The organism is Bradyrhizobium sp. 604_D8_N2_3, from assembly GCF_051810765.1.
Lineage (GTDB): Bacteria > Pseudomonadota > Alphaproteobacteria > Rhizobiales > Xanthobacteraceae > Bradyrhizobium > Bradyrhizobium barranii.
The window spans coordinates 3,926,692-3,952,496 of the sequence record NZ_JBPWPM010000001.1; the positions used below are offsets into that span (position 1 = coordinate 3,926,692).

25 protein-coding genes are annotated in these 25,805 nt (G+C 64.4%); 13 read left to right on the top strand and 12 right to left on the bottom strand.

All coding sequences use genetic code 11. The features are described 5' to 3' along the window. On the top strand, positions 1-1,485 hold the full coding sequence (locus AB7245_RS18460; protein WP_439035738.1) for an aldehyde dehydrogenase family protein: 1,485 nt from the start codon (positions 1-3) through the stop codon (positions 1,483-1,485). Between the two features lie 187 nt (positions 1,486-1,672). Next, complete coding sequence (locus tag AB7245_RS18465) at positions 1,673-1,936, top strand: hypothetical protein (protein ID WP_439034571.1); 264 nt, start codon at positions 1,673-1,675, stop codon at positions 1,934-1,936. 11 nt (positions 1,937-1,947) lie between these two features. Here AB7245_RS18465 and AB7245_RS18470 read toward each other — a convergent pair whose 3' ends face one another. From AB7245_RS18470 to AB7245_RS18480, 3 genes are all read right to left on the bottom strand, one after another. Continuing rightward, entirely contained in the window at positions 1,948-2,739 is a 792-nt protein-coding gene (locus AB7245_RS18470; RefSeq protein ID WP_439034572.1) for a COG4705 family protein, read from the bottom strand. A 69-nt stretch (positions 2,740-2,808) separates the two neighbouring features. Continuing rightward, positions 2,809-3,147 (bottom strand): hypothetical protein, encoded by a 339-nt coding sequence (locus AB7245_RS18475; protein WP_439035739.1) that lies wholly within the window; start codon positions 3,145-3,147, stop codon positions 2,809-2,811. A 122-nt stretch (positions 3,148-3,269) separates the two neighbouring features. Then, positions 3,270-4,019, bottom strand: a complete 750-nt coding sequence (locus AB7245_RS18480) for a COG4705 family protein (protein WP_439035740.1) — start codon at positions 4,017-4,019, stop codon at positions 3,270-3,272. A gap of 224 nt (positions 4,020-4,243) precedes the next feature. On the opposite strand from AB7245_RS18480, the gene AB7245_RS18485 reads away from it, so the two are divergent. Both AB7245_RS18485 and AB7245_RS18490 read left to right on the top strand, forming a co-directional pair. Then, a complete protein-coding gene (locus tag AB7245_RS18485; protein WP_439034573.1) occupies positions 4,244-4,906 on the top strand; it encodes a response regulator transcription factor in 663 nt (220 codons plus the stop codon). Next, positions 4,903-6,213 (top strand): ATP-binding protein, encoded by a 1,311-nt coding sequence (locus AB7245_RS18490; protein ID WP_439034574.1) that lies wholly within the window; start codon positions 4,903-4,905, stop codon positions 6,211-6,213. The genes AB7245_RS18485 and AB7245_RS18490 overlap by 4 nt, the downstream gene beginning before the upstream one ends. A gap of 2 nt (positions 6,214-6,215) precedes the next feature. Here AB7245_RS18490 and AB7245_RS18495 read toward each other — a convergent pair whose 3' ends face one another. Next, positions 6,216-7,112 (bottom strand): alpha/beta hydrolase family protein, encoded by an 897-nt coding sequence (locus AB7245_RS18495; RefSeq protein WP_439034575.1) that lies wholly within the window; start codon positions 7,110-7,112, stop codon positions 6,216-6,218. A gap of 182 nt (positions 7,113-7,294) precedes the next feature. Between AB7245_RS18495 and AB7245_RS18500 the strand changes: the two genes are divergently transcribed. The 3 genes from AB7245_RS18500 to AB7245_RS18510 are packed head-to-tail and all read left to right on the top strand — an operon-like array spanning position 7,295 to position 10,816. Beyond that, positions 7,295-8,683 carry a class II 3-deoxy-7-phosphoheptulonate synthase gene (locus AB7245_RS18500; RefSeq protein ID WP_439034576.1) on the top strand — a complete coding sequence of 463 codons (1,389 nt, stop codon included), beginning with the start codon at positions 7,295-7,297 and terminating at the stop codon, positions 8,681-8,683. 4 nt (positions 8,684-8,687) lie between these two features. Further along, on the top strand, positions 8,688-9,041 hold the full coding sequence (locus AB7245_RS18505; protein WP_014496149.1) for a diacylglycerol kinase: 354 nt from the start codon (positions 8,688-8,690) through the stop codon (positions 9,039-9,041). Positions 9,042-9,058: 17 nt separating this feature from the next. Beyond that, complete coding sequence (locus AB7245_RS18510) at positions 9,059-10,816, top strand: NAD+ synthase (protein WP_439034577.1); 1,758 nt, start codon at positions 9,059-9,061, stop codon at positions 10,814-10,816. A 153-nt stretch (positions 10,817-10,969) separates the two neighbouring features. Here the strand turns inward: AB7245_RS18510 and AB7245_RS18515 are convergent, their stop codons facing one another. The 5 genes from AB7245_RS18515 to AB7245_RS18535 all read right to left on the bottom strand — a co-directional run bounded on the left by AB7245_RS18515 (position 10,970) and on the right by AB7245_RS18535 (position 15,500). After that, positions 10,970-11,362 carry a cytochrome C oxidase subunit IV family protein gene (locus AB7245_RS18515; protein ID WP_439034578.1) on the bottom strand — a complete coding sequence of 131 codons (393 nt, stop codon included), beginning with the start codon at positions 11,360-11,362 and terminating at the stop codon, positions 10,970-10,972. A 9-nt stretch (positions 11,363-11,371) separates the two neighbouring features. Next, entirely contained in the window at positions 11,372-12,094 is a 723-nt protein-coding gene (locus AB7245_RS18520; RefSeq protein ID WP_439034579.1) for a heme-copper oxidase subunit III family protein, read from the bottom strand. A gap of 14 nt (positions 12,095-12,108) precedes the next feature. After that, entirely contained in the window at positions 12,109-12,813 is a 705-nt protein-coding gene (locus AB7245_RS18525) for a cytochrome c oxidase subunit 3 (protein WP_439034580.1), read from the bottom strand. Beyond that, entirely contained in the window at positions 12,810-14,588 is a 1,779-nt protein-coding gene (locus tag AB7245_RS18530) for a cbb3-type cytochrome c oxidase subunit I (RefSeq protein WP_439034581.1), read from the bottom strand. Before AB7245_RS18530 ends, AB7245_RS18525 begins: the two co-directional genes overlap by 4 nt. A gap of 78 nt (positions 14,589-14,666) precedes the next feature. Further along, positions 14,667-15,500 carry a cytochrome c oxidase subunit II gene (locus AB7245_RS18535; RefSeq protein WP_071915136.1) on the bottom strand — a complete coding sequence of 278 codons (834 nt, stop codon included), beginning with the start codon at positions 15,498-15,500 and terminating at the stop codon, positions 14,667-14,669. Positions 15,501-16,045: 545 nt separating this feature from the next. On the opposite strand from AB7245_RS18535, the gene AB7245_RS18540 reads away from it, so the two are divergent. Then, a complete protein-coding gene (locus AB7245_RS18540; RefSeq protein WP_063983984.1) occupies positions 16,046-16,954 on the top strand; it encodes a DUF2189 domain-containing protein in 909 nt (302 codons plus the stop codon). Between the two features lie 54 nt (positions 16,955-17,008). On the opposite strand, the gene AB7245_RS18545 is transcribed toward AB7245_RS18540, so the two are convergent. Next, positions 17,009-18,208 (bottom strand): DUF2865 domain-containing protein, encoded by a 1,200-nt coding sequence (locus AB7245_RS18545; RefSeq protein WP_439034582.1) that lies wholly within the window; start codon positions 18,206-18,208, stop codon positions 17,009-17,011. A 130-nt stretch (positions 18,209-18,338) separates the two neighbouring features. Next, on the bottom strand, positions 18,339-18,644 hold the full coding sequence (locus AB7245_RS18550; protein WP_166094360.1) for a hypothetical protein: 306 nt from the start codon (positions 18,642-18,644) through the stop codon (positions 18,339-18,341). 289 nt (positions 18,645-18,933) lie between these two features. Between AB7245_RS18550 and cysS the strand changes: the two genes are divergently transcribed. The 4 genes from cysS (at position 18,934) to AB7245_RS18570 (ending at position 23,018) form a co-directional block, all read left to right on the top strand. Further along, entirely contained in the window at positions 18,934-20,316 is a 1,383-nt protein-coding gene (cysS, locus tag AB7245_RS18555; RefSeq protein WP_439034583.1) for a cysteine--tRNA ligase, read from the top strand. Positions 20,317-20,431: 115 nt separating this feature from the next. Then, a complete protein-coding gene (locus tag AB7245_RS18560; RefSeq protein WP_063986451.1) occupies positions 20,432-20,923 on the top strand; it encodes a GNAT family N-acetyltransferase in 492 nt (163 codons plus the stop codon). Then, positions 20,920-22,518, top strand: coding sequence for a citramalate synthase (gene cimA / locus AB7245_RS18565; RefSeq protein WP_028159349.1), 1,599 nt, complete (start codon positions 20,920-20,922; stop codon positions 22,516-22,518). The genes AB7245_RS18560 and cimA overlap by 4 nt, the downstream gene beginning before the upstream one ends. A 122-nt stretch (positions 22,519-22,640) precedes the next feature. Then, on the top strand, positions 22,641-23,018 hold the full coding sequence (locus tag AB7245_RS18570) for a VOC family protein (RefSeq protein ID WP_439034584.1): 378 nt from the start codon (positions 22,641-22,643) through the stop codon (positions 23,016-23,018). A 4-nt stretch (positions 23,019-23,022) separates the two neighbouring features. Here AB7245_RS18570 and AB7245_RS18575 read toward each other — a convergent pair whose 3' ends face one another. Further along, the gene (locus tag AB7245_RS18575; protein ID WP_071915130.1) at positions 23,023-23,628 is read right to left on the bottom strand and encodes a TIGR00730 family Rossman fold protein; all 606 of its coding nucleotides are present in this window, start codon (positions 23,626-23,628) and stop codon (positions 23,023-23,025) included. 201 nt (positions 23,629-23,829) lie between these two features. On the opposite strand from AB7245_RS18575, the gene AB7245_RS18580 reads away from it, so the two are divergent. Next, the gene (locus tag AB7245_RS18580) at positions 23,830-25,788 is read left to right on the top strand and encodes an ABCB family ABC transporter ATP-binding protein/permease (RefSeq protein ID WP_439034585.1); all 1,959 of its coding nucleotides are present in this window, start codon (positions 23,830-23,832) and stop codon (positions 25,786-25,788) included. The last annotated feature ends 17 nt before the right edge of the window (positions 25,789-25,805 follow it).

Genomic DNA, 25,805 nt, shown 5'->3' on the forward strand with positions numbered 1-25,805 from the left:
ATGTCTGTTGCATATGACTTTGCGCATTCGCCGGCCACCGAATTCATGGCCCGGCCGCAGCATCTGCTCATCGACGGCCGCCGCGTCCCCGCCAGCTCCGGCCGTACCTTCAAATCCCTCAATCCCGCCACCGGGCAGGTCATCGCCATCGTCGCCGAGGGTAACGAGGCCGATGTCGAGCATGCGGTCGCCGCCGCGCGCCGGGCATTCGAAGGCCCGTGGCGCACGATGCGGGCGTCGGAGCGCGGCCAGATCCTGCTGCGCTGGGCGGACCTGCTCAAGCAGCACTCGGAAGAAATCATCGAGCTCGAGTCGATCGATGCCGGCAAGCCGATCTCCGCGACGACGCGCCAGGACTTTCCGGCCGCGGTCGACACGCTGATCTACTACGCCGGCTGGGCCGACAAGATCAGCGGCGACGTCGTGCCGGTACGTGACGATGCGTTGACTTATACCGTGCGTGAGCCGGTCGGCGTGGTCGCGGCGATCGTGCCGTGGAATTTCCCGCTGATGATCGGCATGTGGAAGCTGGCGCCGGCGCTGGCCTGCGGCTGCACCATCGTGATGAAGCCGGCCGAGCTGACCTCGCTGTCGGCGCTGCGCATCGCCGAGCTCGCGCTCGAGGCGGGCCTGCCGGCGGGTGTCTTCAACGTCGTCACCGGTCCGGGCCGTGTCGTCGGCGACGCGCTGGTCAATCACCCTGACGTGGACAAGGTGACCTTCACCGGTTCGCCCGGCGTCGGCCGCGGAATCATGAAGGGCGCGGCCAGCAACTTCAAGCGCGTCTCGCTCGAGCTCGGCGGCAAGTCGGCCAACGTCATCTTTGACGATGCCGATCTCGAAGCGGCGTCCAAGGCTGCGGCCTCAGGCATCTTCTTCAATGCCGGCCAGGTGTGCTCGGCCGGCTCCCGCGTGCTTGTGCAGGAGAAGGCTTATGACGAGGTCGTCGAGCGGCTGGCCGCGCGCGCAAAGTCGCTCAGGATCGGCGATCCGCTCGATCGCAAGACGGTGCTCGGCCCCGTCATCTCCGAGAAGCAGATGAAGTCGATCCTCGACTATGTCGACATCGGCCAGAAGGAGGGCGCGACCCTCGTCACCGGCGGCGAGAAGGTCGGCGATCGCGGCTATTTCATCAGCCCCGCGGTGTTCGCAGGTGTCGCACACGAGATGCGGATCTCGCAGGAGGAGATTTTTGGCCCCGTCGTCAGCGTCATCAAGTTCAAGGACGAGGCCGATGCGCTCAGGATCGCCAACGGCACGGCCTACAGCCTCGCCGCGGGCGTCTGGAGCCGTGACATCGGCAAGCTCCAGCGCTTCGCCAAGCGGGCGCGCGCTGGCACGGTCTGGATGAACACCTATGGCTACACCGACGTGCGCCTGCCCTGGGGCGGCGAGCGCGACTCCGGCCTCGGCCGTGAGCACGGCACCGCCGCGCTCGACAATTTCACCGAGCCCAAGGCTGTCTGGATGAATCTGGCCGTCTGATAACCTCCCGATCGGCCAATCCTGGGCCCGCCTGATCATCCGGTCAGGCGGGCTCTTTTTTCGACATCGATAAAGTTGTCTGCATTCCGCTCAGTGGCGGAAAACCCTGCGGACAAGAAGGCTGCTGCCTTAAACCTCCGCTTTGGAACCGGCGTGCATCCTGCCTGCAAAAGGTTGGGGCATCGGCATGTCTGTTCTCAGGGAGATCGTTGCGGCGGTTGCGGGAGTCTACGCGCTCCTGTTCGTCTGCGACGCATTGTTCGGCGTCGGCGAGGCGCGTTTCGACGACGCCTATTACAGCGCCGGCTTCTACGCGCCGCGGCCGAAGGAATTCCGCTTCGCCAGCGACACGCCGCCGGCGGTCCGCGTCAGCGAGGCCTTCGCGCAGTTTGCGCCGGGCGAGGCCAAGCCGAACCGGCGCTACTCGTCTCTGACGACGATCATCCGCTAACGTTCGGCCATTCAGGCTTGCTCCGTCGCTGGGGCGTCGCCGGGATGCTGCCCCGCGCGTTGCGGAATCAGCAGCAGGCACACCAGCATAAAGGCTGCGATCACGACCGAGGCCAGCGGCCGGCTCAGCGCCAGCCCGCCGTGATCGAGCGGCTTGTCGAGAAAGTCGCCGACGGTCGCACCCAGCGGACGCGTCAAGATGAAGGCGGCCCAGAACAGCGTGACGCGTGAGACGCGGGTCCAGAAGTAAAGTGCAGCGATAACGGCGAGTCCGGCCGCGAAGATCAATGCGCCGCCGCGATAGCCCATATCGCCGGTATCCGCGATCCAGTCGCCGAGCGCAGTACCCAGCGTTTGCGAAAAGGTGATCGCGCCCCAATAGAACGCCTCAACGCGCGGTGTGCTGACGCTGTTGACCGAGATCGTTCCCTCGGCGCGATACCAGAGGCCGAGCACCAGCACGAGACAAGTGAGCAGCAGCGTCGAGCCGCCGGTATAGCCGATGCCGAGCGAGCGGTCGGCGAAGTCAGCCATCGTGGTGCCGAAGGTGGTCGATGCGACGATGGTGGCCCAATACAGTGCCGGATGGAATTTGCGCGCGCGGACCTGCGCCGCGACCAGGACGATCATGGCCGCGAGGAACAGGCAGGTCCCGGCCAGATAGCCCCAGTTCAGCGTCATGGTGACGGTGTCACCGCCGGTCTCGCCGAGCGTGGTGGCGGCGATCTTGATGATCCAGAAACCGAGCGTGACCTCGGGGACCTTGCTCTCGCTGATGATATTGCTTTTGGTCTGATCTTCCATGGTGTCCTCGTTGATACGTCAGCCGCGGACCGGAATCCGCGGCTGACGGGATGATGGCGCGCAGAGGCGTCAGGACTTCGCGGCGGTATCCATGGCCGCGAGCAGATCAGCGACCGCCTGTTTGCACTTCGCTGCATCCGGCGCGCCCGCGCGCAGCGCCCCCAACGCGCGGTCGATCGCCTTGTCGACGGTGTGCCAATCGGCTGCCGCGCGCGGCTTCAATCCGGCTTCGGCCTCGTCCCATTTGGTCTCGAGGTCCTTGATCCTTGTCCTGGCGGCGGGGAGGTCGCCCTTGTCGATCAACGCGGCGACGTCGACCACGATGCTCCGGAATGGCGTGAGATCGCCGAGCTTTGCGGTCGCGGCTTCCGCGAGCGGCACGAAGGTGAAGTGCTGGCTCGCGTGCATGTGCGGTTCGCCCGTGAAGGTCGTCAGCAGGCAGACGGCGACGGCGGAAATCAGTTTCATCATTGTGGTTTCTCCTGGTGGAGCTCCTGCTTCATGCAGAGAGCGGGATTTCGCGGTTGAAGCTATTGCGCCGGATCGGCGCGGCGCCTGCCGTCGCCCTCGAAGGTCACCCAGGCGACGAGGCCGACGATCACGGTCAGGAAGGCGATGCTGGTCTGGATCGTGCCGAGGCCGATGCCGCCGTACTCGCGCGATTGCGAGAGCAGATCGCCGAGCGAGGCGCCGAGCGGGCGGGTAAGAATGTAGGCAAGCCAGAAGGTGAGGACGGGATTGGCGCCGAAGTAATAGGCCATCATCACCGCCGCGATCAGCATGCCGAAGGCGGCAACGCCGACCTGGAAACCGAGACCAACTGCTTCGGTGGCAAGATCGCCTGCGGCCGTGCCGAGCGCGAAGGTGAACAGGATTGCCGTCCAATAAAGCAGCTCGCGCCGCGTCGTCACGATGCTGTGGATCGACAGCGTGCGCTCGACGCCGTACCAGACCGCAAAGGTCGCGGCGAGCGCGCAAGCGAACGCCGCGGTGCTGATGTAGAGGCTGATCTCGAGCTTGTCGGTCAGGAGATCCGTGAGCTGCGTGCCGACGATACTGACGAGAACGACGGTCAGCCAGTAGATCCAGGGCACGTAGACGCAGCGGTTCAGTTGCAGCAGCAGGGCTGCGACCAGCAGGCCGCTCATGCAGATCGCGGTCAGGCTGGCGCCGAGGCCGACATGCACCGCGAGATAGTCGGCGCCGGTCTCGCCAACCGTGGTCGAGAGAATCTTGATGGCCCAGAAGATCGCCGTGACCTCCGGCACCTTGTTCAGCATCCGTCTTGCGCCAAAACCTGAATATTGCGACACGCCCAATCTCCCAAAGCCGAAGCGATGCGAGACCGTCGCGCTGGCGACTTAGGCCGGGCTTAGGGATGAGAATTTTCAATGCGGGCGGCCTTCGCCGCATTTTGGGCCTGCTGGCGCTCCCTAACTCTGCGCTAAGTCGGAACGGTCATGATTTTGACGGCCGGATGCCCGGCGGTTTCGAGGATCGAGCTTTGCGGGTTTTGCTGATCGAAGACGACAGGATGGTTGGAGCCGCCGTCGAACAGGCACTCAAGGATGCTGCCTACGCCGTCGACTGGGTGAGGGATGGCGAGTCCGCGCTGCTTGCCGCCTCAGCCGAGTCTTACGAGGTGCTGCTGCTCGATCTCGGACTGCCGAATGCGGACGGTCGGGATATCCTGCGGCAGTTGCGCGCGAATGGCTGCAGGTGCCCGGTCATTATCGTCACCGCGCGGGATGGCGTCGATCACAGGATCGAAGGCCTCGATCTCGGCGCCGACGATTATCTGGTCAAGCCGTTCGAGATACGTGAATTGCTGGCGCGGATGCGGGCGGTTCTTCGCCGCGAAGGCAGCGGTGCGCCCGCCGTACTTGCCAACGGCAGGCTCAGTCTCGATCCTGCGACCCGCGAGGCGTCGCTGTGTGGCCAAACGGCACTCCTGACCGCGCGCGAGTTCGCGCTGCTCCAGGCCTTGTTGACCCGCCCCGGCACCATCCTGTCGCGGAGCGAGCTCGAGCGGCAGCTTTACGGCTGGAACGAGGAGGTCGAAAGCAACGCGGTCGAATTCCTGATCCACACCATCCGCAAGAAGCTCGGCACGGAGGCGATCCGCAACGTGCGCGGGATGGGATGGATGGTGGATCGCGCGCCATGATCAACTCGCTGCGCGGCCGGCTGTTCATCAGCTTGACGACGATCGTGCTGGTGACCGGCCTCATCGGAGGCGTCTTCGCACACCGGTGGGCATTCGATGAGGCGATCGAGACGCAGGACTCCGTGCTGATCCAGATCGCGGGCCTCGTTCAGAGCGGTGGCTTCACCGGAGCTCAGGACCTCCATGGGGTCGATGAAAACTCCGAAGTCTGGCTGATGGAGCTGGGCAGGACGCCGCAAGGCACACCCGAGGAACGCCAGTTGTGGCGGCTTCAGGATGGGATGCGCGATGCAACGCGACAGGGAAAGCCGGTCCGGGTGGTGCTGAAGACGCGATCCGACGGCAGCCGGTTTGCCGTGGCCCAGAGCACGGGGGTCAGGGATGAGATCGCAAGTGACATGGCGCTCCGCACCGTGCTTCCGATCGCCGCGCTGATCCCTTGCCTGATGCTGGTGATCGCCATTGTCATTGCCGGATCGCTTCGACCGATGGTCCGGCTGGCGGACGAACTCAACGCACGGCGTGCGGATGACATGACGGCGTTGCCGCTTCGCGACCTCCCAAGCGAACTGAATCCGTTCGTGTCTTCCATCAACGGCCTGTTGCAGCGCATGCACGAGATGATAGGGCAGCAGCGAAGGTTTATCGCGGACGCCGCGCACGAACTGCGCACACCGCTGACGGCGTTGAGCGTACAGGCTGAGAATCTCGATCACGTCGAACTGCCACCGGCCGCGCGCGAGCGCCTTGCAGCGCTTCGGCAGGGCATGAGTCGCAGCAAGCATCTTCTGGAGCAGTTGCTTGCGCTGGCGCGACACGACGCTGCGCCCACCGATTGCGGGCAATGGGAGGTTGTGGAGCTCGATCACGCGGCGAAGAGCGTCATCGCCGATCTCTTGCGGGAGGCGATCAGCCGCGGCGTCGATCTCGGCTTCGAACGGGCCGAGTCTGTTGCGGTGCGCGGCGAGCCGGTCATGCTCGCAGCCATGATCCGCAATCTTCTCGATAACGCGCTCCGTTTCACGCCGGCGGGCGGCAGGATCGATGTGGCGATCTACCGGGACGGCGCCATGGCTGTGCTTCGGATCGAGGACAATGGACCAGGCGTGTCCCCCGACGAGATAGGCCGGATATTCGAGCCGTTCTTCCGTGGGCAGCGGCCGGAAGGCGAGGGCGTCGGTCTGGGCCTCTCGATCGTCAAGCGGATTGTCGATCGACTTGGGGGAACGATCGACGCTGCGAACATCACGGAGGGCGAACGAAGCGGATTGCGGATCGTCATCAAACTGCCCGCGGCGGCCGCGTAATGTCACTCCCCCTGGATCCATTCCGCCACGCCGCGCCACAGCGTGTCGCGGTGCTCGGGGCGGAAGAAGCCGAAATGGCCGATCGCCTTGGCGCCGACGTCGGACGGCTTCACCGTCAGCACCTCCGGCTTGATCGCGGAGAAGCCGCTCGCGAGCAGCTCGACCGCGGGCCGCGTCGCCCAGGGATCGTCGGAGAAGCAGAGCGCGCGTAGCTCGCCCTTGAATTTTGCGAAGTTCTCCAGCGCCGGCAATTTGGAGTCGAACAGATAGCGCGGGCTGGAGACCCAGTCGGCCCATTGCAGGAAGACGCCCTTGGGCAGATCCTCGCCGATGCCGGCCCACGCCGGCGCGTAGCCGAGCGCGTGGACGAGCGGCACGCCGACGAAATTCATGAAGGCGTAGACGCGATATTTTTCCGGCGACGCCATCAGCTGCCAGGTCGCGGCCTGCGAGGCCACGAAGGCGGCGCGCGAGATGTCGCTGTTGTTTTCGATCAGCCCGAGCGCCTGGCCGCCGAAGGAGTGGCCGACATAGGCGAGCGGCAGGGTGGTGTAGCGCTCGCGCATCCAGCGCACCGCGGCGGTGACATCCTGCGCGGCCCAGTCCGACATCGAGGCCCTGAAGCCGACCAGCGATTTCGGCTGGTTGTAGCCGACCATCGCCGGCTGCCGGGAATCGCCGATGCCGCGATAATCGTAGGTCAGGACCGCGCAGCCGCGATGGGCGAGGTAGGAGGCAAAGCCGCGATAGATCTTTCGCGGGACGGCGGTGGCGGAGTTGATCAGCACGGCATGGCGTTTGGTGCCGCGCGGCAGGAACAGGGTGCCTGCCAGCGGATACCCGTCCGTCGCCGGGAAGGTGATCTCGTCGATGAAAACGTCGTCGCGCGCCGCATCCATGGGCAGCCGATGTCCTGCCGGTTTCCTTGCCAGCCCTCAGCAAATGCGAATTCGGCTTTCCCCGCAAGGGTTTGCAGTGCGAAATGGATTTACAACTGGCGGCCGGGGACCGGGCTGTGTATAAGGCGGCCCTCGCAACCCACAGATCAGGTTGTGCTTTTTTACTTCACGGAGAGATTGCGATGTCCGAGCGGTGGACGCCCGAGTCCTGGCGCAGCAAGCCGGTGCTACAGGTGCCCGATTATCCCGACGCCAAGGCCTTGGCCGACGTCGAGGCGCAGCTTGCGACCTTTCCGCCGCTGGTGTTCGCGGGCGAGGCGCGCAATCTGAAGAAGGCGCTGGGGCGCGTTGCGGCCGGCGAGGCCTTCCTGCTCCAGGGCGGCGATTGCGCCGAGAGCTTTGCCGAGCACGGCGCCAATAACATCCGCGATTTCTTCCGCGTGCTGCTCCAGATGGCGGTGGTGCTGACCTATGCCGGTGCGGTGCCGGTGGTGAAGGTTGGCCGCATTGCCGGCCAGTTCGCAAAACCGCGGTCGTCGCCGACCGAGAAGATTGATGGCGTCGAGCTGCCGAGCTATCGCGGCGACATCGTCAACGACATCGCCTTCACCAAGGAAGCGCGCGTGCCGGACCCGCAGCGCCAGCTGATGGCCTATCGCCAGTCGGCTGCGACGCTCAACCTGCTGCGTGCGTTCGCGACCGGTGGTTACGCCAATCTCGGCAGCGTGCATGAGTGGATGCTCGGCTTCCTCAAGGATAGCCCGCAGTCCCGCCGCTACAAGGAGCTGGCCGACCGCATCTCGGACGCGCTCAATTTCATGCGCGCCTGTGGCCTCGATCTCGAGGCCCATCCCGAGCTGCGCGCGACCGATTTCTACACCAGCCACGAAGCGCTGCTGCTCGGCTACGAGCAGGCCATGACCCGCGTCGATTCCACCACCGGCGACTGGTACGCGACCTCGGGCCACATGATCTGGATCGGCGACCGCACCCGTCAGCTCGATCACGGCCATGTCGAATATTTCCGCGGCATCAAGAACCCGATCGGCCTGAAGTGCGGCCCGTCGCTCAAGCCCGACGAGCTGTTGAAGCTGATCGACGTGCTCAACCCCGACAACGAGCCGGGCCGGCTGACGCTGATCAACCGCTTCGGCTCCGACAAGGTCGCCGACCATCTGCCGGGACTGATCCGCGCCGTGAAGCGCGAGGGCAGGGTTGTGGTCTGGTCGTGCGATCCCATGCACGGCAACACCATCACCTCGACGTCGGGCTACAAGACGCGCCCGTTCGACCGCGTCCTGTCGGAGGTGAAGTCGTTCTTCACGATCCACGCGGCGGAGGGCACGCACGCCGGCGGCGTGCATCTGGAGATGACCGGTCAGGACGTCACCGAGTGTATCGGCGGCGCCCGCGCGATCACCGACGAGGATCTCAATGACCGCTACCACACGGTCTGCGATCCCCGCCTCAATGCCGAGCAATCGATCGACATGGCTTTCCTGGTCGCGGAGCTCCTCAAGCAGGAACGCGCCGGCAAGGCCAGGCCGATGCCGGTCGCCGCGGGGCTCTAACACCTTGCTGCGGATCTGGAAGGCGACGATCAATTCACGCAACGGTCTGGCCTTCGCGTTCCGGTCGGAGCAGGCCGTTCGCGAGGAGATTTTTGCGCTCATCCTGTCGGTGCCGCTGGCATGGTTCGTCGCCGCGACGGCGCTGCGGGCGGTCGAGCTGGTCTGTTCGGTCGCGTTCGTGCTGACGGTCGAGCTGCTCAACACCGCGATCGAGAAGCTTGCCGACCGGCTGACCATGGATCACGACAAGCAGATCGGCCGCGTCAAGGACATGGGCTCGGCCGCGGTCGGCGTTGCGCTGCTGATGGCCGGCGCATTCTGGATCATCGCCATCGTCGAGCGATTGGGGTTCCTCTGAAGCGGAGTGCGGCGGCCATGACCGAACGTCTCAACGTATTCGCGGTCACGCTCGCCCAGCTCAATCCGACCATGGGCGACATCGAGGGCAATGCCGCGAAGGTGCGTGCGGCGCGCGCGCAAGCCAGGTCCGACGGCGCCGATCTCGTGCTGTTTCCGGAATTGTTCATCGCCGGCTACCCGCCGGAAGATCTGGTACAGAAGCCGGCATTCCAGGACGCCTGCCGCGCCGCGATCGAGGCGCTCGCGCGCGAGACCGCCGATGGCGGCCCGGCGATGCTGGTCGGCACGCCCTGGGTCGAGGACGGCAGGCTCCATAATGCCTGCGCGCTGCTCGATGGCGGAAAAATCGCCGCCTTGCGCTTCAAGTGCAACCTGCCAAATTACGGCGTGTTCGACGAGAAGCGGCTGTTTTCGCGCGGCCCTGCCGCAGGTCCCGTGACCGTGCGCGGCGTGCGGATCGGCGTGCCGATCTGCGAGGACATCTGGCTGGAGGAGTCCGAGGATTACGAGAACGTGGTCGAGACGCTGGCCGAGACCGGCGCCGAGATCGTCCTGGTGCCGAACGGCTCGCCCTATGCCCGCGACAAGAGCGACGTGCGCCTCTCGGTCGCCGTGGCGCGCGTCACCGAGAGCGGGCTGCCGCTGGTCTATCTCAACCAGGTTTGCGGCCAGGACGAGCTGGTGTTCGACGGCGGTTCCTTCGCGCTCAACGGCGATCTCTCGCTCGCGGCGCAATTGCCGGCGTTCGAAGAGAGTGTCACCACATTGCGCTTCACCAGGAACGGCGAGGATTGGCGCTGCGCGGGGCCGATTGCCGCGCAGCCGGAGGGCGACCACGCCGACTACGCGGCCTGCGTGCTGGGCTTGCGCGACTATGTCGCCAAGAACGGATTTCCCGGCGTTCTGCTCGGCATTTCCGGCGGCATCGACTCCGCTCTCTGCGCGGCGATCGCGGTCGATGCGCTCGGTGCCGATCAGGTGCACGGCGTGATGCTGCCTTATCGCTACACCGCGGCGAGCTCGATCGCGGACGCGGGCGAGCTCGCCGGGCATCTCGGAATCCGCTACGAGGTGCTGCCGATCGCTGAAGCCGTGACCGGCTTCGAGACCATCCTGTCCGGCATCTTCAAGAATCTGCCGCCCGATATCACCGAGGAAAACCTGCAGGCCCGCACCCGCGGCACGTTGCTGATGGCGATCTCCAACAAGACCGGGCTGATGGTGGTGACGACCGGCAACAAGTCTGAAATGTCGGTCGGCTACGCCACGCTCTATGGCGACATGAACGGCGGCTTCAATCCGATCAAGGACATCTACAAGACGCAGGTGTTTCGGCTGGCCACGCTGCGCAACCACTGGAAGCCCGACGGCGCGCTAGGGCCTGCGGGCGAGGTCATTCCTCCCGATATCATCACGCGTCCGCCGACGGCGGAGCTGCGTGAGAACCAGACCGATCAGGACTCGCTGCCGCCTTATGACGTGCTCGACACCATCCTGGAGCGTCTGATCGAGCGCGAGGAGCCGCTCGACAAGATCATCGCCGCCGGCTTCGACCGCGAGACGGTCACCCGCATCGATCATCTGCTCAACGTCGCCGAATACAAGCGCCGCCAGGCCGCACCGGGCGTGAAGGTGACGGCCAGGAATTTCGGCCGCGACCGCCGCTACCCCATCACCAACCGCTTTCGTGACAAGGGCGAGCCGTTGCGTGCGGCCGACGAGACGCTGGTCTCGCGCGGCAGCACGGCGTCGATCGACGCGTTCGAGGGCTGATGCGAGCCGCGCGGCGATGGCGCCCCACCCCTGTCATCATCCGCGAAGGCGGATGATCCAGTACTCCGTGGCGGGCATTGTAGGAACCGACTGCCGACACGGGTTACTGGATGCCCCGCCTTCGCGGGGCATGACAGTGCAAATCAGCTTGCCCTACGACGGGGTTGCGAAAAACATCACCCGAAGCAAGTGGGTGTATTCGGATTCGAGCACCATGATTGTCACAAACACCATCACCGCGATCGGCGGCAGCAGGATGGCATAGGCGAGGGCCAGTCGCTCCCAGGCCATGTGCATGAAGACGGCGACGATCAGGCCGGCCTTCAGCACCATGAACACCAGGATCAGCGACCACCTGAGGTAGCCGTGCAGGCCAAAGTAGTCGACGAGGTAGGAGCACGTGCTGAGGACGAACAGCCAGCCCCAGACCACGAGGTAGAGCTTGATCGGGTGCTGTTGCCCCTTGGCGTGCACGGCTGCTGTTGCGACTGCGCCGTGCGCCGGAGCGTGGAGCTGGCCTTCCATGTGTACCGCCGCGTTTGTCATGCGCCGACCTCACCAAAGATAGAACAATGCAAAGATGAACACCCACACGAGATCGACGAAGTGCCAGTACAGGCCCGTGATCTCGACGATCTCGTAATAGCCCTTGCGGCTTGTGAAGAAGCCGCGCCTCTCGACGTCGAAGTCTCCACGCCAGACCTTTCGCGCGATCGCGATCAGGAAGATCACGCCGATCGTCACGTGGGTGCCGTGGAAACCGGTGATCATGAAAAAGCTTGAGCCAAACTGCGCCGCGCCCCATGGATTGCCCCAGGGGCGAACGCCCTCCATGATCAGCTTGGTCCATTCGAACGCCTGCATTCCGACGAAGGTTGCGCCGAAGGCCGCCGTGACCAGCATCAGGATTGCGGTTCTCACGCGATCGCGGCGGTAGCCGAAATTGACGGCCATCGCCATTGTTCCGCTGCTGCTGATCAGGACGAAGGTCATGATGGCGATCAGGATCAGCGGGATGTGGTTGCCCCCGATATTGAGGGCGAAGACTTCGCTCGGATTCGGCCACGGCACGGTCGTGGACATGCGCGCCGTCATGTAGGAGAGCAGGAAGCAACTGAAGATGAAGGTGTCGCTGAGGAGGAAGATCCACATCATGGCCTTGCCCCAGGACACGTTCTTGAAGGCGCGCTGATCGGACGCCCAGTCGGCGGCGATGCCGCGCCAGCCTTCAAGCCGCGCAGGCGATTGGCCCGAATGTGTCAGCACGGTTTCAGCCATCTGGTCTCGCCTCCCTAGCTCAGCAATTGACGGCAGATGTTGACGAAATCGTCGGTCCAGCCCGTGAGAAGACCGAGCAGGACGAGCCAGACCAGCAGCAGGAAGTGCCAGTAGATGGCGCACAGCTCCACGCTCAAGCGCATCTCGGCGATCTCGGCGCCGCGCCACACCTTGGCCGAGGTTCGCCCGAGGGCCACCAGGCCGCCCGTCAGATGCAGCCCGTGCACCGCGGTCAACAGGTAGAAGAAGGAATTCGCCGGATTGGACGCCACGAAATATCCGGCAGCCCCGAGCCGTTGCCAGGCCAGGAGCTGTCCGGCGAGGAAGATCACGGCAGATGCTCCGCCGGCGAGCAGACCGATCTTGACGCTCTCGGTATCGTGTCGCCCGGCAGCCACGTACGACCATTGCAGCGCGACACTGCTCAGGACCAGGACGCCCGTGTTGACCCACAGCAGTCGCGGGACCGGCAGCGGCCGCCAGTCCACCACGCTCATGCGCATCGAGTAGGCGCTGATGAAGAGGACGAATAATGCGCTCGCGACGGCGAGAAACACGCCAAGTCCGACCTTCGCTGCCGGCCAGGTCATGCTATCGCCGCCGGGGAAGTCACCGATCGAGCCTTCCTCCAGCCAGGGCTTGGCCATCAGCCGCTGCTGCGACAGCCACCATCCGGCGATCACCGCAAGCACAGCCAGGAACAGGATGATGGCGCTCACGAAGCAGCTCCCTGAACGAGCTGCGTCCCGCGTGGCGGCTGGTTCTGCGGAATGAAGTCCTCCGCGGCACCAGGCACACTGTAGTCATAGGCCCAGCGGTACACGACCGGGAGCTCCTTGCCCCAGTTGCCGTGCCCTGGGGGGGTCTCTGGCGTCTGCCACTCCAGCGTCGTCGCCCGCCACGGATTGCCGCCCGAGGCCTCACCCTTGAACAGGCTCCAGGCAAGATTGAACAGGAACACCATCTGGCTGAAGCCGACGGTCAGGGCCACCACGGAGATGAAGGCGTTCAGTGTATGGGCCGAGGACGGGATGAACGCCGTGTCGCCGAGTTCGAAATACCGGCGCGGAACCCCGAGCAGTCCAAGATAGTGCATGGGGAAGAAGATCAGGTAGGCGCCGAGGAAGGTGACCCAGAAGTGAAACTTGCCCAGGACGTCGTTCAGCATCCGTCCCGTGACCTTGGGGTACCAATGATAGATCGCGCCGAGCACGACCATGATCGGCGCCACGCCCATCACCATGTGGAAATGCGCGACCACGAACATGGTGTCCGAGAGGGGCACGTCCACGACGACGTTGCCGAGGAAGAGGCCGGTGAGGCCGCCATTCACGAAGGTGATGATGAAGCCGAGGGCGAACAGCATCGGCACCCTCAGATGAATGTCGCCGCGCCACAGGGTCAGCACCCAGTTGTAGACCTTGATCGCGGTGGGGATCGCGATGATGAGCGTCGTGGTGGCGAAGAAGTACCCGAATTGCGGGAACATGCCGCTCACATACATGTGGTGCGCCCACACGACGAAGCTGAGCGCACCAATCCCCACGATGGCCCAGACCATCATGCGATAACCGAAGATGTTCTTGCGCGCATGCGTGCTGATCAGATCGGAGACGATGCCGAAGGCGGGCAGGGCAACGATGTAGACCTCGGGGTGGCCGAAGAACCAGAACAGGTGCTGGAAGAGCAGCGGGCTGCCGCCGCCATATTTCGAAAGCGTGCCCATCTCGACGAGGGAGGGCATGAAGAAGCTGGTTCCCAGGAGACGGTCGAGCAGCAGCATGACCGAGGCAACGAAGAGTGCAGGGAATGCCAGCAACGCCATGACGGTCGCCGTGAAAATGCCCCACACCGTCAGGGGCAGGCGCATCAATGTCATGCCGCGGGTGCGCGCCTGCAGCACCGTGACCACGTAATTCAGCCCGCCCATGGTGAAGCCGATGATGAACAGGATCAGGGATGACATCATGAGAATGATGCCCCAATCCTGCCCGGGCGTTCCGGAGAGGATGGCTTGCGGCGGGTATAGCGTCCAGCCGGCGCCGGTGGGGCCGCCGGGCACGAAGAACGTCGAGGCCAGCACCAGGACTGCGAGCAGGTAGACCCAGTAGCTCAGCATGTTCACATATGGGAAGACCATGTCCCGGGCGCCGACCATCAGCGGGATCAGGTAGTTGCCGAAGCCGCCGAGGAACAATGCGGTGAGCAGATAGATCACCATGATCATGCCGTGCATGGTGATGAACTGGAGGTACTGGTTGGCATCGATGAAAGAGAAGGTGCCGGGGAATCCCAGTTGCAGTCGCATCAGCCACGACAGCACCAGGGCCACCAGCCCGATGGCCGAGGCCGTCAGCGAATACTGAATGGCGATCACCTTGGCGTCCTGCGAGAAGACATACCGTGTCCACCAGCTCCTTGGATGATAGAGCTCGACTTCAGGTACTTCGGCAGGCGGGATGCCTGCGATCCCTTCATATGGAATATCGACCATAGAAACCTCCTCGGTCGTTTCCATCGGGGGTGAGGCGTTGGCCTCGTGCACCCGATCCATCTTCGCAGCGGCAGCCTGCTACTTGCCACCGGATTGGTACGTCGCCTTCACGACAGCCCTTGCCGGCGACAATTCGGCAAACGTCTTTTGTTGCTCCAGCCAAGCGTGATATTCACGCTCCTCGTCGACGATGACCTTGGCCCGCATCTGATAATGAGCCGCGCCACAAAGCTCCGCACATAGAACATCGAACGTTCCGGTTCGGATCGGCGTTATCCAGAAATAGGTCACCATGCCAGGGACCATGTCCATCTTGGCGCGGAATTCGGGCACGTAGAAATCGTGCAGGACATCAACCGAGCGGAGGAGAACCTTGACCGGCTTTCCCATTTGAAGGTGCAGGTCGCCGTTCTCGATCACGACGTCGTCCTGCGCATGCGGGTCGTCACGATTGAGTCCCATCGGATTGTCGGAAGCGATGTTGCGGACATCGGATGTGCCCAACCGCCCATCCTTGCCCGGAAGGCGGAAGCTCCATTGCCATTGCTGGCCCATGACCTCGACTTCGGTGGCATCCGCAGGCACCGTCACGAACTGGTGCCAGACCACGAGGCCAGGCGCCAGCATGGCCGCGACTCCGACGCCGGTCCCGACGCTCAGCCACCATTCGAGCTTTTTGTTTTCCGGATTATAGTCAGCCCGTCTTCCCTCTTTGTGGTGAAAGCGAAAGACGCAATAGGCCATGAAGGCGATGACCGCGACGAAAACGAAGCCCGTGATCCAGAACGTGATGCTGATGGTGTGGTCGATATAGGCCCAGTTCGTGGCGATCGGCGTCCACCACCACGGGCTGTAGAGGTGAAACAGCACCGAGCCGATCGCGACCAGAAGCAGTATCAGTGCGACAGCCATCCTGATCCATCCTTGCCATCGAAGGCTACGGATACGAATCCAGGGCGGAGCTCACGTCTGTCGCGATGGCGGACTTTCTCTACGCGGACATCTATGCTGACATATGCGCCATCACCGCGCCTCTTGCCTCGCCCATTCAACCAGTCGCGATATTCAAGAGGAAGACCGCGACCGCTGGGGGCGTCCAGGCATTTAAAATGATCCCCCGCGAACCCGGCGTCAATAGCATGTCAACACGCTTACGCGGCGTGAGCGATCGATGTTGCCGTGCGAGCTGGCGTGCCTCGGTCGCATTCTCGATGTGATGCATCGCACAAAATATGCGACGCACAATTCACCCAGCCGGGAGCGCTGGTCATTCCAGATCGCGCGCGCTAAGCTCGGGGCGCAGGTCGCGACGGGTTTCGTCCGGCTAAGCTCCTTCCTCGTTGAGCCTGGAACTGCCGTACTCGGCTCGATCGCGTCTCCCGCACATAAGGGCGGATACGCGCGGCCGGAAAGCGCGCCGTTTGCCGCCGCGACTTTCAGCAGAGGAGGGTGTGTCCATGGCCACTCTTTATCCCGACAACATCATAAAGCGGCACCTGTTCGGCGAAGCGGCCTCCTACCCCATTCGCAAGATCAGCTTGTCCGACCTGACCGAGGCCCTTCGCCTGGGTTGGGAGGATTTCCAGGCGATGCCGAGCCACGCGATCGTCGTGTGCGTGATTTATCCCGTTCTCGGTCTCGTCCTGTTCAGGATGGTTCTCGGCTATTCGGTGCTGCCGCTCCTGTTTCCGCTGGCTGCCGGCTTTGCCTTGATCGGCCCTTTTGCCGCGATCGGTCTCTATGAACTCAGCCGGCGTCGCGAGCGCGGCGAGGAGGTCGATGCATGGGATGCGATCAAGGTGCTGCGCGCACCGTCGTTCGGCGCCATGGTCGAGCTCGGCGTGCTCCTGCTGGTCCTGTTCGGGGCCTGGATCGGTGTCGCGAACGCAATCTATGTCACGATCTTCGGTCACGCGGCGGCCGCAAGCATTCCCGACTTCGCAACGCGCGTGCTGACGACGCCGGAGGGCTGGTCGCTCGTCATCGTCGGTTGCGGTTGTGGCTTCCTGTTTGCGGTTGTGGCCTTGTGCGTCAGCGTCGTGTCGTTTCCGTTGATGCTCGACCGGCATGCGACTGCGATCGACGCGATCCGCACGTCGCTCCGAGCGGTGGCCGCGAATCCGGTTGCGATGGCCGGATGGGGCCTCATCGTCGCGGCGCTGCTCGTGATCGGCTCGCTGCCGTTCTTCGTCGGTCTCGCTGTCGTCCTGCCGGTGCTCGGTCATGCCACCTGGCACCTCTATCGGCGGGTGGTCGAGCCGAATCCGAATCCACCGGACGAGCCGCCGCCGCCCCCGAAGGGAAAGCGCTACGCAGCGGACTTTCCGGCCAATCTCTTCCCGTGGAGCCGCGAGGGTAAGCAGTAACAGCGAAACGGCCGCACCTGGCGGCCGCCTTCGCTGGGCATGACGGGTTAGAGCCTACTTCTGCTGCTGCGGCAGGAACGTCGGACCGACCGAGCGGATCGGCTTGTTCTCCGACGACGGGGGTGCCGTGCCGGTCTCCGCAGGCGCTGCCGCAGCCGGTGCGCTGGCCGTCGTCGGCGCGGGCGCCGCGCCCTTCTTGGCAGTCGCAGGCGTGCCCTTGTTGAGCCGCTGCTGCTGCATCTTCTTGGCGCTCTCCTCGGTGACGATGATGTCACCCTGCTGCTCGGCCGCCGCCTTGTCGTCGGCGGATTTCAGCGCGTCGGCCCAGGTCTGGCCTGCGGCCTTGCAGGAGCAGGACGGGTTGAACTCGCTGCGGAATTTGAACGCGGTCGGCAGCGCCGTGTAGGGCTGGCCGCTGGTGGAGACCGCGGAGTTCATGTCCTCGCCGGGATTGCGATGAGTGTAGAGCACGGCTTCTGCGGCCGGGCACAGCGCCTTGCAGGTCTTCTCGTCGTCGGGGAAGCGCGCCGGCACGGTGGCAAACGAGACCGGGAAGTAGGCGCCATCGCAGGTGCGCACGCACACGGTGCGGTAGGTGCCAGATTGCGGTCCGAGATCGGAGGGCGGCACGCCTTGCGGATTGTTGGGGTTGTTGCCGCCGCCGCCGAACAGATTGTTCAGGAAGTTGCCGCCGCCTTGCGATTGCGCGGCGTTGGCATATTGCGGGCCGCAATTGTTCTGCGCCAGCGCCGCCAGCACCGAGCGGCGCTGGTTGTCGCGCTCCGGGCTGAAGCCGCCGGGGCCGCCGCCGCGCAGGCGTTCGAGATTGCCGGTGATCTGGTCCAGATTGGCGCGCATCTGCTGGATCTGGGTGTTAACCGGACCGCATTGCGCCGACTGGCCGTTGAACAGCGAGAAGAAGCCGGAGGAATCGCAGCCCATGCGCTTGGCCTGCATGGTGACCCGGTCGAGCTCGGCCTGCTGCTTGGCCTGGGAATCCTGATAGCGGCGGATCTGGTCTTCGCGCGCGGGGTCGCCACCGCCGCCGCCACGATCGAGCGCGACGAGCTGGCCTTCCAGCCGCACGCACATCGGATTTGGTCCAAGCCCGTTCTGGCCGGGCTGAGGCGGTGGGCCGGGCGGGCCCGCCTGCGCGAAAGCACCGTTGGCGAGCACGACCGTGCTTAGAAGCACGGTGCAGGCAAGGATGGAGCGAGCACGGGAGAGAGACAAAAATTCAGGCATATCCGCCATTCTAGCGAGGTCACGGCCCGGCGTGATTTTGGGGGCCGACGCGCGCCCTCCAATAGCCGCTTCCTGCGGCATCGTCACGTCGTTTCAGGGGCCGAAAACTGGTCCTAAGGTCCGCCAGCTCCGAGGGAATTCAGCGCTGGCAGGTGATTGCGACATATTCGTCGCAATGGCCATGGGAGCAGTTTGCGCCAGTTTTGGGGACAGAGCCGGTAATTTCGTCGGGATCGACCCGGCGGTAGGCCGACGCCTGGGCAAAATCGCGTGACTGGCAATAGGTGCGCGCGACCTGTGCGCCGCATTTCTCACCCTTGGCGAGGCACTGGTCCACACCGTAGCCGTCCGCCTGGTTGGCGATGATGAAGACGCGGGTCTCGGCGAACGCGCTGGATGCCGCGACGATGGAGGCACAAGAGACGAGCGCGAGCAGGGATCGCATGGGTGCACCGGGGCTTTAGGGAACCGCCGGGTTCCAAGTAAACTCAAAAGGTTAAGGATGATGAACCATGAAGGCGGGGCGGCCGCGCTTTGCGGAGATAAAACGGCGTTTCCGCGGCTCTCTTGACGTGGGGGCGCCTCGTGGCCCATATGTTCCCGCATGAACGGTCTCCTCGCCATTTGTGGCATTTGCCGCGAGATTACGAGCTAGCGATTCGCTGGCTGGAGCCGTCTTTTCTCAAAAACATTGAGAGCCTCGGACGCCCGGCCAACAGCCGACGGGTATCCATATGGAATTGCGCCTTTACGATACGCTGAGCCGGGACAAGCGCACCTTCGTGCCGCTCGATGCGAACAACGTCCGCATGTATGTCTGCGGACCGACCGTCTATGACTTCGCCCATATCGGCAATGCGCGGCCGGTAATCGTGTTCGACGTGCTGTTTCGGCTGCTGCGCCATCTCTATGGCGAGGCGCACGTGACGTATGTCCGCAACATCACCGACGTCGACGACAAGATCAACGACCGCGCCGCGCGCGATTTTCCGGGCCTGCCGCTGAACGAGGCGATCCGCAAGGTCACCGAGCAGACAGGAAAACAGTTTCACGCCGACGTCGATGCACTTGGCGCGCTCCGGCCGAGCGTCGAGCCGCGCGCGACCGAGCATATCGGCGAGATGCGCGAGATCATCGAAAGGCTCATCAAGGGCGGCTTTGCCTATGCTGCCGAGGACCATGTGCTGTTCTCGCCGCAGGCGATGAACGCGGCCAATTCCGGCCTGCCGCGCTATGGTGCGCTGTCCAATCGCTCGCTGGACGAGATGATCGCCGGCGCCCGCGTCGATGTCGCGCCCTACAAGCACGACGCAACTGACTTCGTGCTGTGGAAGCCGTCCAAGCCGGGCGAGCCGTCATGGACGTCGCCGGCCGGCATCGCTGCGCAGGGTCGCCCGGGCTGGCATATCGAATGCTCGGCCATGGCCTGGAAGCATCTCGGCGAATATTTCGACATCCACGGCGGCGGTATCGATCTCGTGTTTCCGCATCACGAGAACGAGGTCGCGCAAACCTGCTGCGCCTTCCATCAGCAGCGCATGGCGAATTACTGGATGCACAACGGCTTCCTCCAGGTCGAGAGTGAGAAGATGTCGAAGTCGCTCGGCAACTTCGTCACCATCCACGAGCTCCTCGCCGACTGGCCGGGCGAGGTGCTGCGCTTGAACATGCTGAAGACGCATTACCGCTCGCCGATCGACTGGACCCTGAAGTCGCTGGAGGAGAGCGCCAGGACGCTCGACGACTGGTATCGGGTCGCGGCCGACGCCGAGCCCGGCCAGCCGGCCGCGTCCGTGGTCGAGCCGCTGCTCGATGACCTCAACACGCCGCTGGCGATCGCGGCGCTGCACGGCCTGCGTGGCAGCGACGTGAGCGCGCTGGCGGGCTCGTTGCGCCTGCTCGGCTTCCTCTCCGAAAGCGCTGCGCAGTGGGAAGGGCGCAAGCAGCAGGCCAGTGGGGTCGATGCCAAGGAAGTCGAACGCCTGATCTCGGAGCGGACGGCCGCCCGTAGCCGCAAGGATTTCAAAGAGTCCGACCGCATTCGCGATCTGCTTGCCGCGATGGGCGTTGCGATCAAGGACTCCAAGGACGGGACGACCTGGGAGGTCGCGCGATGAAGCGGCCCGACACGCCTTTTCCGCGGCACTGGCTCTATTACATCGCGCTGAAGATCCTGCTGCTCGCGGCCGCCGTGGCGCTGGCGTTGAAACTCTATGGGATGTGGTGAAGACGATGGGACAGACTTTGCCAAAACCCGGCTTGCGGCCGTTCCTGCCTGATGACGTGCCGGTCCTCGCCGCGATCTTCACGGCAAGCATCGAGGAGCTGACCGGCGAAGACTACAACGAGGCGCAGCAGCAGGCCTGGATGGAAGCGGCGGAAACCGAAGAGTTCGGCAAGCGGCTCGCGGCCGACCTGACGCTGGTCGCGACGCTGGAGGGCTCGCCCGTCGGCTTCGCCTCGCTGCGCGGGGCCGATCACATCCATATGCTCTATGTGCATCCCGCCGTGACCGGTCAGGGCATCGCGACCATGCTGGTGGACGCGCTGGAAAAGCTCGCCGGCGGCCGTGGCGCGACCAGCCTGTCGGTCGATGCCAGCGACACCGCGCAAAACTTCTTCGCCAAGCGCGGCTATGTCGCCATGCAGCGTAACAGCATCACCATCAACGACGAGTGGCTCGCCAACACCACGATGAAGAAGACGCTCGGAGCGGCGCAATGAGCAAGGAGCGTCTCTATCTGTTCGACACCACGCTGCGCGACGGGGCGCAGACCAACGGCGTCGATTTCACCCTGACCGACAAGCAGGTCATCGCGGCGATGCTCGACGATCTCGGCATCGACTATGTCGAGGGCGGCTATCCCGGCGCCAATCCGACCGACACCGAGTTCTTCGGCACCAAGCCCAAGCTCAAGCATGCGCGCTTCACCGCCTTCGGCATGACGCGCCGGGCAGGGCGTTCGGTCTCCAACGATCCCGGCGTGGCCGGGCTCCTCGAAGCGAAGGCCGATGCGATCTGCTTCGTGGCGAAGTCCTCGGCCTATCAGGTTCGCGTCGCGCTGGAGACGACGAAGGAAGAAAATCTGGCGTCAATCCGCGACAGCGTCGCGGCGGCGAAGGCAGCGGGCCGCGAGGTCATGCTCGACTGCGAGCACTTCTTCGACGGCTACAAGGAGGATTCAACCTTCGCGCTCGCCTGCGCCAAGGCCGCCTATGAGGCCGGCGCGCGCTGGGTGGTGCTGTGCGACACTAACGGCGGCACCATGCCGAACGAGATCGAGGCCATCGTCACCGAGGTGACGAAACACATCCCGGGCGACCATGTCGGCATCCACGCCCATAACGACACCGAGCAGGCGGTGGCCAATTCGCTCGCCGCGGTGCGCGCCGGGGCGCGGCAGATCCAGGGCACCTTGAACGGTCTCGGTGAGCGCTGCGGCAACGCCAATCTGTGCTCGCTGATCCCGACGCTGAAGCTCAAGAAGGAGTTTTCCGACGCCTTCGAGATCAGCGTCACGCCCGAAAAGCTCGCAACTCTCGTCAAGGTCTCGCGCACCCTCGACGACATGCTCAACCGCGTGCCGAACCGGCATGCGGCCTATGTCGGCGAGAGTGCTTTCGTCACCAAGACCGGCATTCATGCTTCCGCCGTGCTGAAGGACCCGCAGACCTACGAGCATGTGCTGCCGGAATTGGTCGGCAATCATCGCAAGGTGCTGGTGTCAGACCAGGCCGGACGCTCCAACGTCATCGCGGAGCTGGACCGGGCCGGCATTGCCTACGAGAAGAGCGATCCCAAGCTGACGCGGCTGGTCGAGGAATTGAAGGAGCGCGAGGCGGCGGGCTACGCCTATGAATCCGCCAACGCCTCGTTCGACCTCTTGGCGCGGCGCACGCTCGGCAAGGTGCCGCATTATTTCGAGGTCGAGCAGTTCGACGTCAACGTCGAGCAGCGCTACAATTCGCACGGTGAGCGCGTCACCGTCGCGCTTGCCGTGGTCAAGGTCGACGTCGCCGGCGAGCGTTTGATCTCGGCCGCGGAAGGCAACGGCCCCGTCAACGCGCTCGACGTCGCGCTGCGCAAGGATCTCGGCAAGTACCAGAAGTACATCGAGGGCCTGACGCTGATCGACTACCGCGTCCGTATCCTCAACGGCGGCACCGGCGCGGTCACGCGCGTGCTGATCGAGAGCGAGGACGAGAACGGCGATCGCTGGACCACGGTCGGCGTGTCCCCGAACATCATCGACGCGTCGTTCCAGGCGCTGATGGATTCGGTGATCTACAAGCTGGTGAAGTCGGGGGCGCCGGCGTAGGGCGGCGCCGCAAGCGCCGTCATTGCGAGGAGCGAAGCGACGAAGCAATCCAGACTGTCTCCGTGGACACACTCTGGATTGCTTCGCTTCGCTCGCAATGACGAGGGGAGGGAGCACGGCATATGATCGACCACATCTCCGTCGGCGTCACCGATCTCGATCGCTCTGCAAAATTCTACGAGACCACGCTCGCGGCCCTCGGGCTCGCGCGCCTCGTCGTGCGGCCGCGGACGGTCGGCTTCGGCAAGACCTATCCCGAGTTCTGGATCAACTTACGCGAGGGGATGCCGCACGTAGCACCGGAGAGCGGCGTGCACATCTGTCTGCGGGCGAAGACGACGGCCGAGGTCGATGCGTTTCACGCCGCGGCGCTGTCCGCCGGCGGTGCGTCCGACGGCGCGCCAGGCATCCGTCCGCATGACCGCGTGCGCTACTACGCGGCCTTCGTGACCGATCCCGATGGCAACCGGATCGAGGCGGTGACGTTTCCGGCGGAGTAAGGCGCTAGAGCTTGCGCGCCACTTCCGGGGCGAGCTGCGTTTCAGATTCGGCGATCTGTGCCGCTGCCGCTTTCAGCTTCGGCAGAATATCCTCGACGCGATCGGCCTTGAGGATGTCGACCGAAAGGCCGGCGCGGATGAACTCGGTCTGGCGCATGTGCGACAGCAGCGAAAACAGCGGCTCCCAGAAATTGTCGATGTTGGCGAGCAGCACCGGCTTGGCGTGACGGCCGAGCTGTTTCCAGGTCAGCTGCTCCACCAGCTCTTCGAGCGTGCCAACGCCGCCCGGCAGCGCCACGAAGGCGTCGGAGCGCTCGAACATCAGCCGCTTGCGCTCGTGCATGTCGGGGGTGACGATCATCTCCTGCACGCGGGTCAGCGCGTTCTCGCGCTTCCGGAGGAATTCAGGAATGATGCCGGTGACGGTGCCGCCGTGATCGAGCACGGAGGTCGCGACCGAGCCCATCAGGCCGAGCGAGCCGCCGCCATAGACCAGGCGGACGTTGTTCTCGGCGAGAGCCTTGCCGAACGCCTTGGCGCCTTCGGTGAAGCTGGGATTGGTTCCTGGGCCGGAGCCGCAATAGACGCAGACAGTTTTGATCGTGCTCATTGGTGCCATGATGCATTGCAGCGCAGGGGCGTCAAGCCCAATCGGTGATTCGGATCACCCGGAAATCTACCGGTAAATGGCGACAAACAATCAAAGATTCGCCATCTGGCGGGGTGCGCTGGCATCGGGAAGGCTCTATATGACGGGCGAAAACCGCAAATCGTAACGCTGCCCGCACCCGGCGGGCTTTCAGGCTTCTTGATGGACCAACCTCAATCGTTCGACGGCGCAGACGTTCCCGATCCTCCCGCAGGGGGATCGCTGGAGCGAGCCACGCTGATGGGCACGCTGGCGCATCTGTGGCCCTATATCTGGCCGGGCGACCGTTTCGACCTGAAGATGCGGGTGGTCTGGTCGATGGTGCTGCTGCTCGCCGCCAAGCTGATCACGTTGACCGTGCCGTTCAGCTTCAAATGGGCGACGGATGCGCTGACCGGCGCCAACACCGCACCGGTCGCGGCCGACAACTGGCACCTCTGGGTGATCGCCTCGCCATTGCTGCTGACCGCAAGCTATGGCGTGACGCGCATCCTGATGGCGGTGCTGACGCAATGGCGCGACGGCATCTTTGCCCGCGTCGCCATGCATGCGGTGCGCAAGCTCGCCACCATCACCTTCATCCACATGCACGAGCTGTCGCTGCGCTTTCACCTCGAACGCAAGACCGGCGGCCTGACGCGCGTGCTCGAGCGCGGCCGCGAGGGTATCGAGGTCATCGTGCGCATGGTGATCCTGCAGCTGATCCCGACCATCGTCGAGGTCACGCTGCTATTGGCGGTGCTGCTGTGGCAGTTCGACTGGCGCTACGTCGTGGCGACGCTGATCACGGTCGCGGTCTACATGTACTACACCTACATCGCGACCGAGTGGCGGATCGGCATCCGCCGCAAGATGAACGATTCCGACACCGAGGCGAACACCAAGGCGATCGACTCGCTGCTCAACTACGAGACCGTGAAATATTTCAGCGCGGAGACGCGCGAGGCGCAGCGTTACGACAAGTCGGTCGCGCGCTACGAGGAGTCGAGCGTTCAGGCCTATACCTCGCTCGCGGTGCTCAACACCGGCCAGGCCGTGATCTTCACGCTCGGGCTGACCGCGACCATGCTGATGTGCGCGATCGGCGTGCGCAACGGCACCAACACGGTCGGCGATTTCGTGCTGGTCAATGCCATGATGATCCAGCTCTACCAGCCGCTGAATTTCATGGGCATGGTCTATCGCGAGATCAAGCAGGCCATCATCGACATCGAGAAGATGTTCAACGTGCTGGGCCGCGAGGCCGAGATCAAGGACGTGCGCGACGCGCAGCCGCTGGTGGTCTCGGCCGGCAATCTGCGTTTCGAGGACGTGCGCTTCGCCTATGAGCCGACGCGGCCGATCCTCAAAGGCATCAGCTTCGAGGTGCCGGCCGGCAAGACGGTCGCGATCGTCGGCCCGTCGGGGGCGGGCAAGTCGACCATCTCGCGTCTGTTGTTCCGCCTCTACGACATCTCCGGCGGCAAGATCCTGATCGACGGCCAGGACATCCGCGAGGTCACGCAGGCCAGCTTGCGCGCCTCGATCGGCATGGTGCCGCAGGATACGGTGCTGTTCAACGATACCATCCGCTACAACATCCGCTACGGCCGCTGGGATGCCGATGATGCCGAGGTCGAAGAGGCGGCGCGGCTGGCGCAGATCGATCATTTCATCCGCATGGCGCCGATGGGTTACGAGACCCAGGTCGGCGAGCGCGGCCTGAAGCTCTCGGGCGGCGAGAAGCAGCGCGTCGCCATCGCGCGCACCGTGCTCAAGGCGCCGCCGATCCTGGTGCTGGACGAGGCGACCTCGGCGCTCGACACCCACACCGAGCACGAAATCCAGGGCGCGCTCGACCGCGTGGCGAAGAACCGCACCTCGCTGGTGATCGCGCACCGGCTTTCCACCATCGTCGGCGCCGACGAGATCATCGTGCTGGACCAGGGCCGCATCGCCGAGCGGGGCACCCACGCCAAGCTGCTCGCGCAGGGCGGCCTCTATGCCAGCATGTGGAACAGGCAGCGCGAGGCCGAGGCGGCACGCGAGAAACTGGCCAAGATGGCGGATTCCAGCGAGGCGCCCAACCGGGAGCCGCCGCCGGTCGACGACGCCCTCGCGACGTCAGCGGCCGCGGAGTGACCTTGTCTCGGGTCCCA